Below are 13,242 nucleotides of genomic sequence, written 5' to 3' on the forward strand. Positions count from 1 at the left end.
AGTATAGTATTTATGTCAAAAATAATCAAGAATAAAAATTAATAAAATCACAGCCTACTACTTTCAAATAAGTTGAAAAAATTAATAGAGTATATTGGATATAATATGATATTATCCTTTGACTACAATAGTACTAAAAATTAATCGTTAATCTGGAATTCAAGAGTTTAATTAATACAGATTTGTCTAAAAATAGTGTTTTTATCAGCCGAAATGCAAATTCTCGTCTGAAATTGTCTTATTGCCAATTCTGTAAGGTTGCTCCAAAACAAGGAGATTTTGCGCCTTCTTTCACCAAGCAATCTTGATTTTGTGCAGTTTCACAAAGAGCTAGTATGAAATTTTGAATTGTGAATGAAATAGTATAAATTAAAATTATTTCTTGGTTTTAGCTAATATTAAATCACAAATTGTTTTAACTCAAAATATGCAAGTTAAATGTTCATCAGCAAATAACATGATTTCTTAGTGTTTTCTGATAACGAGCAAGTGCTGGGGGCAATGGCAGGAAACATTCTCTTTGTGAGAGACTTCCGCACTCCATATAAACCCCCTCTTTTTGCTAGTTTATAGATATTGGCAAAAAAACACGTTTTGTGCTTTAGATATTGGGCTTACTTTTAGTAAGTTCAATGCTAATTTTGCCACCAAAATCTGGAATAGGTGCAGCAGGTTTGCTCAGAATGACTTGGACTTGTGTTACACGATCGCACTCTTGGAGAATAGAATCTGCGATCGTTGCTACCAATTTCTCCACCAAAGCAAACTTAGACGTTTTGACTAGATGTTGTATCAAGCTAATGACGCTGCGATAATCTAAAGTGTCTTCGATCGCGTCAGTCTTGGCTGCTGTGGAGATATCCAACCATAACCTCACATCCACCTCAAACCATTGTCCTAGCACTTGTTCTTCTGGTAAATATCCAGTGTAGCCATAGCCGCGAATTCCCGTTAAATGAATGCAGTCCATAAAAGTTTGAGAGCAAATTGGGCATTTTGTAGAAAGTGGAGCAAGAAAGTGTCGAGGATCGGCTTCCCTCCCTTAGACTTCTTTTCACCAAACTTTCCCAGATGGATTTTAAATTAAATTTCCCTAAACAAAATCTAAAATTTCAGATTGTTTTATCGCTATGTTTGATTTAATGCCGATCGCCTTTAGGAATGTTAATCAACTTTGGGCTTACATTTTAACAGAGACGCTAAAGCGGTTGGGATTGACTTGTGCCATAATTTGCCCTGGATCGCGCTCTACACCCTTAGCAGTAGCCTTTGCTCAACAAGCACCTGAGATTGAAGCGATTTCCATTCTCGATGAACGTTCCGCCGCCTTTTTTGCCTTGGGGCAAGCTCAAGCAATCGATCGCCCTGTGGTACTAGTTTGTACCTCTGGTACAGCAGGAGCAAATTTTTATTCCGCAGTCATAGAAGCTTCATATAGTCGCGTACCACTGTTGGTATTAACCACCGATAGACCCCCAGAATTGCGAGATTGTCACTCTGGGCAAACTGTAGATCAGTTGAGATTATATGGAACCTACCCAAATTGGCAAACGGAGTTAGCCTTACCCTCCGCCGATCTGGGAATGCTAGCTTATCTGCGACAAACAGTAATTCATAGCTGGGAAAGAGCGCAAACTCCTACAAAGGGGCCAGTACATTTGAATATTCCCTTTCGCGATCCTTTAGCGCCTGTTCTTGATGGAACCGACTTGAGTTATTTGCGATCGCAGTTTAAACCAGAAGACTTCTTCGCAGGAATAACAAACCCATCCCCCATTCCCCATACTTCTCTGCGAGACGCTACGCGTAGCTTGCTTCTCCGAAGGAGTACGACTGCGCTCAGTACAAGTTCCCCATTCCCCATTCCCCAAGAGTGGAAAGAATGCGATCGCGGCATTATTATCGCAGGTGTTGCCCAACCGTCACAACCAGAAGAGTATTGTAGAGCGATCGCGCACCTTTCCCAAACTCTCAAATGGCCTGTGCTAGCTGAGGGACTTTCCCCTGTCAGAAATTATGCCGAACTCAACCCTTATTTGATTTCCACCTATGACCTGATTTTGCGAAATCAGCAACTAGCAAAGCAGCTAGCACCTGAAATGGTGATTCAGGTGGGTGAAATGCCTACGAGTAAAGAATTGCGTAGCTGGATAGATACAACCCAACCCCGACGCTGGGTAATTGACAACAGCGATCAAAACCTCGATCCTTTGCACGGAAGAACAACGCATTTACAGATATCTGTAGAAGATATAAAAGCAGAGGAGATAAATTTATCTTTATCCTCAGACTATTTGCAGCAATGGTGTGATGTAGAAACTAAGGTTAGGTTAGCTGTTGATGAGACGATGGGAAAAATAGATGAAATCATTGAGAGTAAAGCAGCTTGGTTAATTTCTCAGATTTTACCGCCAGGAACGCCTCTGTTTATTGCCAATAGTATGCCTGTGCGGGATGTGGAATATTTCTGGAAGCCGAATAATTTAGGAGTGCGATCGCACTTTAACCGGGGTGCAAATGGCATCGATGGCACATTATCCACAGCTTTAGGAATTTCCCATCGACAGCAAAGTAGTGTGATGTTAACGGGAGATTTAGCGCTGTTGCATGATACCAATGGTTTTTTAATCCGCAATAAGTTTGTCGGACATCTGACAATTGTGTTAATTAATAACAATGGCGGTGGGATTTTTGAAATGTTACCCATTGCCAAATTTGACCCACCATTTGAAGAGTTTTTTGGTACTCCCCAGGATATTAATTTTGCTCAGTTGTGCGCTACTTATAATGTGCAGCATGAATTGATAACCTCTTGGCAGCAATTGCAGGAAAGATTAAGCCCTCTCCCAACTCAGAGAATTCGGGTTTTGGAGTTGCAAACAAATCGTAAAGCTGATGCCAAGTGGCGACAGGATAATTTACGTAATTTTGCCGCGAATATTAGAATTTAACTATATTGGAAGTTAAGATAATAACTCAGAGTTAGTATATGACAATAATACAAAAAATCATGATAGATGAAAGAAGTCTGATTGGAAAGACACTTGAAGAAGCTACTGAATATGTAAAAAGTAACGGTTATGAATTGTTTATAGCACAAGACAACTGGATGGTACAAAATCCACTTACTAGAGGAGTGTATGTAGTTGTAGTTGATAACAAAATAACTAAGCTTAAAGATGTTCGTCATTAAGGTTGAGGCAAAATAGCTAGTACAGCACGGCGGAAATCCAGCCACCATCTCAATTAACCAGACAAGGGGCTTAAGCCCTTTGTTAAAGGTAGGGAAACTTCCGCCACAGTGTACTAGACATTCTGAAGTTAAAGCTGATCTCCACAATCTAACGCCAACTGAGCAATTAGTGTAGACAATCACACATTTCGCAAGTATTGAAAAAGAATTAAGCAAAACCACCATCCAGCCTTGCTCTTAGGGCGCAAATATAAAGAATAGCTGGAATAACTCTCTTATAACTAGGACCTGCCAACTGCCATACTGTGAATAATCCTGCACCTATCCAACCAACTGGCCCGATAATTACAGCTATTGCACTAGACATTGTTGTATAAGCAACAAAGGGTAAAGTAACCCCTATTACTCCCGTAAGTGTACCCAATGTTGTTGAAGCCAGTAAATAAATACCAAAACCAGACAATTGAGCGCCTGTCAAAGCAAGAAAAATACTAGTACTTCCTAATAATTCACTTCCTTTATCAAATTGTGATGCTGTTTTTCGTAACTGCTTTTCCATTTCTCGCTTTTGTTCTGGTGTCATTTTCTCCAACATTGTTTCTTTCCATAACCTTCTGTGCAATTTTTACCTCCATTCCACTAGCAGATTCATATTTACTACATTTTATTTTTAACTTTTTAGCAGCTCGCCTAACTGTTTTTTGATAACTTGGATGATCATCAAATATTTCATTAAATACATAGCTGGCAGGATCTTGACTCTTCTCACATAGACGATCAACAATAGAATCGGCTGTTGGTTGTGATGCCTTAAGAATTTCTGCCAATGCTTTCCTCTCCTCAAATGAGGCACGATTTAGTAAATTTTTAAGGTCATCCATATATTTAAATCCTTTTACTGAGAAAACAAATCCTAATAATAGTATTCCCAGTAATATTATTTTTATATCGATGAATTGAAATAAAAAGGAGAATGAAGTTATGGCAACAAAAATGAGTGATGTAATAGAAAAACTTCCACCAGCACGTCGAGCAAAAATTCAAGCTCTCGCTCAAGAGCTTATTGCTGAAAATATGAAGCTTAAAGATATCAGAAAAGCGAGAAGTTAATTTAGTAATCTAATAATTGATTTTGTAACTACCCTTCCAAGTCAGCGATCGCAATCTCAATTCCAACAACGCCAAATCTAACGCTTCCAACGTTCCTCAGTAATTTCACTAAATAGTCGTTTTAACAGTCGTAGGAGGAGCGATCGCTCTTCTCCTCTGCGTGAAACTTACCCGCTTAGTTGATCTTGTAACCACCCTTCCAAATCAGCAAGAGTAGAGAAATCTAACAAAGCATCACCTAAAACTTCCAACTGTTCCACCGATAACCCTTGAATCTGGGACAGAAGTGCATCAGGAATATTACCCACACGCCGATTTAATAGTCGTAAAACGATTGTTCTTTCTCCTTCAACCTTTCCTTCAACCTTGCCTTCAATTTTTCCTTCCTCTCGCCCTTCTTCCTTCGCTTCTAGAATAGCTCGTGATTCTTCCAAATTCAGTCCTAACATCGCTTGAATCTCCTCTCGACTCAGGGTAGAAAACTTGTAGACGATAATCGTCGTTACTAAATCAATTATCGCTTGCTCCGATTGTTGCCGAGCTTGTTCTAACAAAAACTGCGCTCCTTCAACTGCTTCAATTTCAGAAGTAACATTTGTCAGCAACATCAAACCCAATCCCAAAGGTTGTTCTCGCAAATCCCCCAACTCATCCAGATAAACCCGTCTGACTTGACCACTTTCCAACAAAGCGCGGTGAATCGTTGAGTTGGAAGGTTCAAGACTGCGAGAAGCAAAAATTATGACTCCAAACCAGTCATCGTAACGGATAGAGTTGCGGTAGAGAAACAAAAATAATTCGCTAAAGAAACGGTGATATAAGTCTTCGTCCTTCTGAAACTGGACTTCTGCAAAAAAGACGGTTTTGGAAACTGCATCAGCAGGAGGTAAAAACACTCCATCAATCCGAAATGCCGTTTCTTTCACTTCAACCGATTCAAACTGGTACTTTTGGGCTTCTGGGGGTGGTTCATCTACTAATTCAAATAGCAAACCGGGAAATTGCTTAAATAATTTATAGAAGATGGTGTCACGTCGCATTTTTATTCCTCAACACCCAGACAATTACAAGATTGTAAAGGCTTGAGACAAAAATTTAGCGTAGGTGTAGGTATCGCATATCCCTACGTCCGCGATAAAATTCTCAAGCACAACAGCGCACTTCATACCAATGCAAATTAACTGGCAAACTGCCAAAACCTACGAAGATATCCTGTATCAAAAAACTGATGGCATTGCAAAAATCACTATCAACCGTCCCCATAAACGCAATGCTTTCCGTCCTGAAACAGTCTTTGAACTGTATGACGCTTTCTGTAATGCTCGTGAAGATACTACTATTGGTGTCGTCCTGTTTACTGGCTATGGCCCACACACTGATGGCAAATATGCTTTCTGTTCTGGTGGCGATCAAAGTGTGCGGGGACATGCGGGTTATGTAGACGATACTGGCATCCCTCGCTTGAATGTCTTGGACTTACAACGCCTGATTCGTTCTATGCCGAAAGTGGTGATTGCTTTAGTCGCTGGATATGCGATCGGTGGTGGACACGTCTTACACTTGATTTGCGACCTTACCATCGCCGCAGATAACGCCATTTTCGGACAGACTGGCCCGAAAGTCGGCAGTTTTGACGGTGGTTTTGGAGCCAGCTATCTCGCCCGCATCGTGGGACAAAAAAAAGCTAGAGAAATTTGGTTTCTCTGCCGCCAATATAATGCACAACAAGCGCTAGAAATGGGTTTAATTAATTGTGTCGTCCCAGTTGAACAACTAGAAGCCGAAGGTATTCAATGGGCGCAGGAGATTTTAGAAAAAAGTCCGATCGCGATTCGATGTCTCAAAGCCGCCTTTAATGCTGATTGTGACGGACAAGCTGGTTTACAAGAACTCGCTGGCAATGCCACGTTACTCTATTACATGACAGAAGAAGGGTCTGAAGGCAAACAAGCTTTTCTCGAAAAGCGTCCACCAGATTTTCGCTCTTTTCCTTGGCTACCTTAAAATTGCAAAAATCGCACCCTTTATTGAGGTGCGATTTTTGCAAATGTCAATGTTTATGGCACTAAATATCTTAAAAGCAAATCTTATCTTAAGCAAACTACAAAATTGGTTCAGTAATAATGGATAACTAAATAAACACTGCTTCAGTCTTGGCCTCTTCAGAATATATAGAGGCAGTTATTTCTTCTACAGGAGCAGGAGCAGCATGATCTAAATCTGAAGCCGAGGAATGAGAACAAGCTAAAACTGGTTTTGCATCTGGCAAAGTCCAAGCATCTTCCAAGGTTTCCCAAGAAGGTGCAAAAGGTGGGAGCGCCAAAGAGCAAGCCTTCCAAGTTGCTTGGACTGGCGCTCCCAACTGCTGGCACGTTCCACCACGGCGACCTTCTGGCTGGTAATGACGGCAATATTTACAGGCAGATGCTAAAAATTTAATAGGTTTCATTCGGATTCATCTTTAGTGCCGTTTTCGGCTGAATTTCATCTTTATATTTTGCTTCTATATATAAAGACGGAGAAAAGCCAAAAAACCATTATTTTCTATAGCTTTCAGCGATCCCGACGAAAAAATAAACTTTAGGATATTTTTATAATCTTGTTATATTTTTAAATAATCTGGAGAGTGATTACCTATTGATTTTGGCTAAAACTTATTAGGGATCAAGATTAAAACTAAAGCTTTTGATTTATTTAGCCTTTTAACTTCCTCCTTAAGGATGGCTTAAGGCTTATAATTTCAAATAAATAGTCTGGTTTGTATACCACGTTTGGTATATTCTAGCTGTAAAACATCTTTTTTCTCAAGAATTAGAACGAACTTCTCTAGATGACGGCAGCAAATTACTTTAAGATAAATTCTGCTCAAGGAATAATCGCTGAAATATTTTGCGTTCAATTCAAGTCAAGACTGACTCGCTTTAAAACTGTTTAGCAGCACAGACAGAACAGACTGCCCAGCGCTGGAGTTCGCCGGGTGGGGTGGGAGATTCACATTGAGGACAAAGGGGTAAGCCATGCGATCGCGATCGCATAATCTTTGTCCAATGCCCAAAAGCAGCATTCACATCCTTGGTAGGTGTAACATCAGGGTGGCTAATCTCATCACCAAGGTAACTGGGATGCTCGTGGGGCAAAACCGTTTGTTGCTGTTTTGTCTCCACAGATGGATTCTGCCAGCTAGCAGTAGAGAAGCGAATATCAACCAAAGGCGTTGGCAGCGTCTTATTCAACTTTAAAAGCAAAGACGTGCGACCAAAAGTCAGGTTTTGCGCCCAAGCAGCACTAGAAGTTGCTACCGACAAAACATCGCGTTGAATCGATAATGGTCGAGTATTTGCGGCAACCACTGGCCCAACAACATTTGCCCAACACTTGAGCAAGTGTTGAAATGGTTGCTCCTGCCATTTAGCCTGCTTTTCCAGAACGCCTAAAATATCATTAATTGATTTAAACGACATCATTCCAAGTGCTAAGTGCTAAGTGGGGAGTGGGGGAGAAAGAATAACTAATGCCCAATGCCCCATGCCCAATTCCCAATTCCCAATCTATCTATTTAAATAATTTTCGCTAATATTGTCAGAAATATATCTATAGTTATTCCAGAAATCTACGTTTGAGGCACACAGGCAATGACTCAAAACCCCCTGAACGATTCCGGTACTCAATCGTCTAAAACGCCTGGGTTGAAACCAGCACTAACAGCAGCACTAGCAAGTTTAGAAGTACCGCTAGATCAAGAGTTAGCTCGATACCGACGCACGCGAAATGGTTTAGTCTCATCAAACCAACGCCGTGTTGCAAGTTACATGAGCAGTCAAACCCAGTCTTTGAGTGCCATTCCTACAACATTGGGAACAACTCAGTCATCAGTAACGGAAATTAAAACTAATATGCCGCCTGCTGTACCTGTGAATCATCAGGGAACCCCAGCGCCAGTTACAGAAATTGACGTACTACCAGCATCTTCTTTAGTTGTGAATCATGAGGTGAACCGAGCGCCAGTTACGGCAAATACCGAAGAACCAAATAATCTCAATGTGCCCTCTACCCAAGATTCTGCTAAAACACAAACTCAACTTCCACCGCCACCTCCCAATTTTAGTAGCAGCATCGTGCCAGCAATTGTAAAAGATACTAAGAGCGAAAATCTTTTGCAGACAGATAACACCCCTAAGCACCCAGATGACTACTTAGAATCTAGTGAAGCACTACTGCGAAGTCTGACAGAAGAACAACCAGAAAGCCAAAAACCAAGCAATTCTAGTGACAGTCTGTTATCACCTTTAGGTATCGGCTCAATGTTGCTGCTATTGTTAGCAAGTCTGACCTTGGGTTATGTAGTATTCAACCCCAAAAGCTTGCCTCAATGGAATTTAGGCAAGATGTTTAACGGAAACTCATCTCCCGCACCAGCAAATACTGAAGAAGTTGGGAGTAATGTCCAACCTCAGATCCAGCCACCAAGCACATCATCTATGTATCCCAATCTTGCGGCCCAAGAGTTTCCTGATGTGAGAGATCCTAACGATCTAGTTGGTTTACAACCTAAAGTCCAACCAACCGCCGCAGTAGTAACTAATCCAGGCGTTCGCCAAAACCCTGTAAATCCTCAAGCGCCATTGTCTAACCCCAATACAGCCCTAAAACCGACAAATCCGATCGCTTTAGCGCCAGTACCAACTGTACAATCCTTACCTCCCCTAAATTTACCTCCCATTTCAACGGCAAAAACCTCGCCTCAGCCAATCGCAGCCTCACCAAAGCCTAATGCAGAAATCAAACCAGGAACAGATGGGTTCTACCATGTCGTGATAGATAATAAAGGTGCAGCTTATGCTTCAGCACGGCAAGTAATTCCTGATGCTTATTTATCACCCAACAAAGAATTGATTTATCTCGGTGCTTTTAAGACTAAAGAGCAAGTACAAAAACAGATGAAATTATTACAGACAAAGGGAATTCAGGCACGAGTTCAGCAACCATAAGTTGTAAAAATCTACGATACCATGAGATAACAGTCTTGACTTATGAGTGCTGTTAGCGGATAGCTAAGGTTTAGCCTGTGCTGAGTAGTAGATACAAAATCTGACTTGTTTATGACACTACGACAGAAATTTTATACTCAGTTAAATTACTGGGTATTCAGCACTCCATAACTACCCTCCTACAAAATTTTTATACTCAGCACTCATTACTCAGCATTGAGTTTCGTGAATGGAGAGCCGACATGGAATTAATCAAGCGTATTCTGCGGGTGATTCGCGCTAATCTCAATAGTTTGATCGGTGGTGCAGAAGATCCAGAAAAGATTCTAGAGCAAACTGTCCTAGAGATGCAAGAAAATCTGGTGCAGTTGCGTTCGGGTGTAGCACAAGCGATCGCTACCCAAAAACGCACCCAACGACAGGCGGCGGCTGCCAACTCTCAAACAGAAGAATGGTATCGCCGCGCCCAATTGGCCTTACAACAAGGTAATGAAGCACTAGCACGTGAAGCTTTGACTAAGCGCCAAGCTTATAAAGAAACCAGTACAACCCTCTTTTCTCAGATAGAACAGCAAAACGATATAGTCGCTAGGCTAAAAAAGGATATGCGATCGCTAGAGTTAAAAATTTCTGAGGCGAAAACAAAAAAAGATATGTATATTGCTCGCGCCCGTTCTGCTGAAGCCTCTTCTCGCCTCCAGGAAATGCTTGGGGGAGTTTCTGCTACCAGCAGTCTGAGCGCCTTTGAGCGTATGGAAGAAAAAGTTTTGCAAATAGAAGCTAAATCAGAAGCGATCGCCGAACTCGGTAGCAACGACTTGGAAACACAATTTACTTCCTTGGAATCTACTAATAATGTGGATGCCGAATTAGCAGCAATGAAGGTACAGGTTTTAAATCAGGCAGAAAACACACAGCACAACAGTTTGCTTACCGAGGAGAAGCAGAACACGGCGCAGCCTCCCCAACAGCAGTTACCCAAAACTCAAGACTCTTGAAGTTCGGCTAATTACCCCAGTTTGGAGATATCTTAAGAATTAAGAGTTGTTATAACGTACTGATTCCAACCGGAAAGATTACATTGAAATAGGTAGCTATTAAAAAGTAAAAAAGCTAACTGTCCAGCAAAAAGCGTAAACCAAACAAGGAAAAACAAAGTTATGGGATTATTCGATCGCATTAAGCGAGTAGTTAGTTCTAACCTCAACGACCTGGTTAACAAAGCCGAAGACCCCGAAAAAATGCTAGAACAAGCCATCCTGGAAATGCAGGAAGACTTGGTGCAGCTGCGTCAAGGAGTAGCCCAAGCGATCGCCGCCCAAAAACGCAGTGAGAAACAGTACAATGATGCCCAAAATGAAATCAATAAGTGGCAACGCAATGCTCAACTAGCCCTACAAAAAGGTGATGAGAATTTAGCACGACAAGCCCTAGAGCGGAAAAAGACTTATACTGACACCAGCGCCGCCCTCAAAGCTAGTTTAGATACCCAAAGCACTCAAGTTGAAACCCTCAAGCGCAACTTAATCCAGCTGGAAAGCAAAATTTCTGAGGCTAAAACCAAGAAAGAAATGCTTAAAGCTCGGATCACAACTGCCAAAGCCCAAGAGCAACTCCAAGGCATGGTGCGTGGGATGAATACCAGCAGTGCAATGTCTGCCTTCGAGCGGATGGAAGAAAAAGTCTTGATGCAAGAATCCCGTGCCCAGGCACTAGGAGAGTTAGCAGGTGCAGATTTAGAAACCCAATTTGCCCAGTTGGAAGGTGGTAGCGATGTTGATGATGAATTGGCAGCTTTGAAAGCGCAAATGTTACCACCCGCTACTCCAGTAACTCAAGCACAACTTCCACCCCAACAAGAAACCACTCCTGCTAAGTCGAATGAAGTGGTTGATGCCGAGTTGGATTCTTTACGCAAGCAATTGGATCAACTATAAAATTGCCAGAAAACTTATTTGAGCCAGTCCCACACCTGTTGGTTGTGGGATTTTATATCATTAGTCAATAGTTAACAGTCAAAATAACTATGAATTATTGATTATGGACTATTGACTACTTTGGGATAAAGTATTGTGTGTGCCAACTTTGATCGCCACCGGATGGAGACTGCAATGAGTAAGGCTGTAATCACCATAACTGATGCTGAGTTTGAAACAGAAGTGTTAAAAGCTGAACAGCCTGTATTAGTTTACTTTTGGGCTTCCTGGTGTGGGCCTTGTCAATTGATGTCGCCCATGATTAACTCAGCTGCTAGCAAATATAGCGATCGCCTCAAAGTCGTGAAAATGGAAATTGACCCCAACCCACTCACTGTTAAGCAGTACCAAGTGGAAGGTGTTCCGGCTCTAAGACTATTTCAAGGACAGGAAGTTTTAATTTCGACTGAGGGAGTCATCGGTAAAGATAAGTTACTCGAACTCTTAGATACGCACTTAAATAGTAATTAGTCAATAGTTCATAGTCCATAACTAATGACTAATGACCAATGACAAATGACTAATGACTAATATGCAATTTGCAAAGCGTTTACAACCCCTGCAATCTAATGTATTTGCTGATATGGACAGAGCTAAGGCAATCGCTTTGGCGACTGGACAAGAAGTAATTGATTTGTCGTTGGGGTCTTCTGATTTACCAGTCGAGGCGCACGTTATTGAGGCGATCGCCCAATCTCTCCATGATCGCAGTACCCACGGCTATTTGTTGTTTAACGGTACTCTTGGGTTTCGTGAAGCCGCAGCCAACTGGTACGAACAAAAATTTGGCATCAAAGTAGATCCCCAAACTGAGGTACTACCTCTGATTGGTTCTCAAGAGGGTACAGCCCATTTACCTCTAGCATTGCTCAATCCAGGAGATTTTGCCCTGTTGCTCGATCCTGGTTATCCCTCTCATGCTGGGGGAGTCCACCTAGCCAGTGGTCAAATCTATCCCATGCCATTACGGGCAGAAAACGCTTTTTTACCAGTGTTTGCGGATATTCCCACCCCAGTTTTGGCCCAGTCGCGGATGATGGTATTAAGTTATCCTCACAATCCCACCTCAGCGATCGCTCCTTTATCTTTCTTCCAAGAAGCTGTCGCCTTCTGTCAACAACACAATCTTGCCCTGGTTCACGATTTCCCCTACGTAGACTTAGTATTTCAGGAAACTGGGGATTGGGCAGATTCTTCTCCCAATCCAAAATCCTTAGTCCCTTCAATTCTGCAAGCCGATCCAGAGAAAAGCGTCTCGATTGAATTTTTCACTCTTTCCAAGTCCTACAATATGGGCGGCTTCCGCATTGGCTACGCCATCGGTAATGCCGAGTTAATTAACGCCTTACGCCAGGTAAAAGCTGCCGTTGATTTTAATCAGTATCGGGGAATTTTAAATGGTGCGATCGCAGCCTTGACTGGCCCTCAAGCTGGGGTAAAATCTGCTGTCGCTATCTTCCAGCAACGCCGTGATGCCTTCATCACTGCTTTACACTCCATTGGCTGGAATGTTCCTACTCCCAAAGCCACAATGTACATTTGGGCAAAATTACCCTCAGCTTGGAGTCAAAACTCCATAGAATTTTGTACCCAGCTAGTTAAACAAACTGGTGTAGCTGCTTCGCCTGGTGCTGGCTTTGGCAAATCTGGGGAAGGGTATGTCCGTTTTGCCTTGGTACATGAGCCACCTTTGTTAGAAACTGCTGTGGAAAGAATTGCCAAGTTCCTTTATTAAATTTCTTCTCAAGCTAAACGCCAAAGATTTTTTGCGGCAAAGTCTATGGATAGAAGACGCAGCAAAGGCGCACAGCCGTGCGCCTCTATAAATCAATACGGTTCAATTAAGCAATTTATCCGTTGAGGCTGGCGTTGCGGGGGAGGAAAAAAAAGCTTATCTGAACCCTATTGCCCTATGAATAACCGTATTCTACTGAAATTAAAATATTTTACCCGTAATTTTTAATATTAATAATAT

The 13,242-nt window shown here is 41.9% G+C and carries 15 protein-coding genes; 9 read left to right on the forward strand and 6 right to left on the reverse strand.

The genetic code is table 11. From position 1 onward, the window contains the following. Positions 1 to 601: 601 nt before the first annotated feature. Positions 602 to 970: a dihydroneopterin aldolase gene (folB, locus tag GNF10_RS29575; RefSeq protein WP_185580712.1), complete on the reverse strand. Its 369-nt coding sequence runs from the start codon at positions 968 to 970 to the stop codon at positions 602 to 604. A gap of 160 nt (positions 971 to 1,130) precedes the next feature. Here folB and menD point away from each other — a divergent pair, with 160 nt between their 5' ends. Then, positions 1,131 to 2,951 carry a 2-succinyl-5-enolpyruvyl-6-hydroxy-3-cyclohexene-1-carboxylic-acid synthase gene (gene menD, locus GNF10_RS29580; protein ID WP_185580711.1) on the forward strand — a complete coding sequence of 607 codons (1,821 nt, stop codon included), beginning with the start codon at positions 1,131 to 1,133 and terminating at the stop codon, positions 2,949 to 2,951. A gap of 59 nt (positions 2,952 to 3,010) precedes the next feature. Then, on the forward strand, positions 3,011 to 3,193 hold the full coding sequence (locus GNF10_RS29585) for a hypothetical protein (protein ID WP_185592788.1): 183 nt from the start codon (positions 3,011 to 3,013) through the stop codon (positions 3,191 to 3,193). Between the two features lie 208 nt (positions 3,194 to 3,401). Here the strand turns inward: GNF10_RS29585 and GNF10_RS29590 are convergent, their stop codons facing one another. Together GNF10_RS29590 and GNF10_RS29595 are read right to left on the reverse strand one after the other, a co-directional pair. Further along, on the reverse strand, positions 3,402 to 3,776 hold the full coding sequence (locus tag GNF10_RS29590) for a hypothetical protein (protein WP_185580709.1): 375 nt from the start codon (positions 3,774 to 3,776) through the stop codon (positions 3,402 to 3,404). Next, positions 3,715 to 4,074 carry a hypothetical protein gene (locus GNF10_RS29595; protein ID WP_185580708.1) on the reverse strand — a complete coding sequence of 120 codons (360 nt, stop codon included), beginning with the start codon at positions 4,072 to 4,074 and terminating at the stop codon, positions 3,715 to 3,717. Before GNF10_RS29595 ends, GNF10_RS29590 begins: the two co-directional genes overlap by 62 nt. Before the next feature lie 100 nt (positions 4,075 to 4,174). Between GNF10_RS29595 and GNF10_RS38995 the strand changes: the two genes are divergently transcribed. Then, positions 4,175 to 4,303 carry a hypothetical protein gene (locus tag GNF10_RS38995; RefSeq protein WP_260446132.1) on the forward strand — a complete coding sequence of 43 codons (129 nt, stop codon included), beginning with the start codon at positions 4,175 to 4,177 and terminating at the stop codon, positions 4,301 to 4,303. A 167-nt stretch (positions 4,304 to 4,470) separates the two neighbouring features. Here the strand turns inward: GNF10_RS38995 and GNF10_RS29600 are convergent, their stop codons facing one another. Next, on the reverse strand, positions 4,471 to 5,343 hold the full coding sequence (locus tag GNF10_RS29600) for an Rpn family recombination-promoting nuclease/putative transposase (RefSeq protein ID WP_185581726.1): 873 nt from the start codon (positions 5,341 to 5,343) through the stop codon (positions 4,471 to 4,473). Positions 5,344 to 5,473: 130 nt separating this feature from the next. Between GNF10_RS29600 and menB the strand changes: the two genes are divergently transcribed. Continuing rightward, complete coding sequence (gene menB / locus GNF10_RS29605) at positions 5,474 to 6,307, forward strand: 1,4-dihydroxy-2-naphthoyl-CoA synthase (RefSeq protein WP_185581727.1); 834 nt, start codon at positions 5,474 to 5,476, stop codon at positions 6,305 to 6,307. A gap of 127 nt (positions 6,308 to 6,434) precedes the next feature. On the opposite strand, the gene GNF10_RS29610 is transcribed toward menB, so the two are convergent. Continuing rightward, entirely contained in the window at positions 6,435 to 6,752 is a 318-nt protein-coding gene (locus GNF10_RS29610) for a hypothetical protein (RefSeq protein ID WP_185581728.1), read from the reverse strand. A gap of 472 nt (positions 6,753 to 7,224) precedes the next feature. Further along, positions 7,225 to 7,764, reverse strand: coding sequence for a DUF721 domain-containing protein (locus GNF10_RS29615; protein WP_185581033.1), 540 nt, complete (start codon positions 7,762 to 7,764; stop codon positions 7,225 to 7,227). Between the two features lie 171 nt (positions 7,765 to 7,935). On the opposite strand from GNF10_RS29615, the gene GNF10_RS29620 reads away from it, so the two are divergent. The 5 genes from GNF10_RS29620 to GNF10_RS29640 all read left to right on the forward strand — a co-directional run bounded on the left by GNF10_RS29620 (position 7,936) and on the right by GNF10_RS29640 (position 13,002). Next, positions 7,936 to 9,291: a hypothetical protein gene (locus GNF10_RS29620; RefSeq protein WP_185581031.1), complete on the forward strand. Its 1,356-nt coding sequence runs from the start codon at positions 7,936 to 7,938 to the stop codon at positions 9,289 to 9,291. Between the two features lie 242 nt (positions 9,292 to 9,533). Next, positions 9,534 to 10,289 (forward strand): PspA/IM30 family protein, encoded by a 756-nt coding sequence (locus GNF10_RS29625; RefSeq protein ID WP_185581032.1) that lies wholly within the window; start codon positions 9,534 to 9,536, stop codon positions 10,287 to 10,289. Between the two features lie 162 nt (positions 10,290 to 10,451). After that, positions 10,452 to 11,228 (forward strand): PspA/IM30 family protein, encoded by a 777-nt coding sequence (locus GNF10_RS29630; RefSeq protein WP_012410312.1) that lies wholly within the window; start codon positions 10,452 to 10,454, stop codon positions 11,226 to 11,228. A 174-nt stretch (positions 11,229 to 11,402) separates the two neighbouring features. Continuing rightward, positions 11,403 to 11,738: a co-chaperone YbbN gene (locus GNF10_RS29635; RefSeq protein ID WP_012410311.1), complete on the forward strand. Its 336-nt coding sequence runs from the start codon at positions 11,403 to 11,405 to the stop codon at positions 11,736 to 11,738. 61 nt (positions 11,739 to 11,799) lie between these two features. Continuing rightward, the gene (locus GNF10_RS29640) at positions 11,800 to 13,002 is read left to right on the forward strand and encodes an LL-diaminopimelate aminotransferase (protein WP_185581034.1); all 1,203 of its coding nucleotides are present in this window, start codon (positions 11,800 to 11,802) and stop codon (positions 13,000 to 13,002) included. Positions 13,003 to 13,242 lie beyond the last annotated feature (240 nt).

The organism is Nostoc sp. UCD121 (assembly GCF_014222285.1).
Taxonomy (GTDB): Bacteria; Cyanobacteriota; Cyanobacteriia; order Cyanobacteriales; family Nostocaceae; genus Nostoc.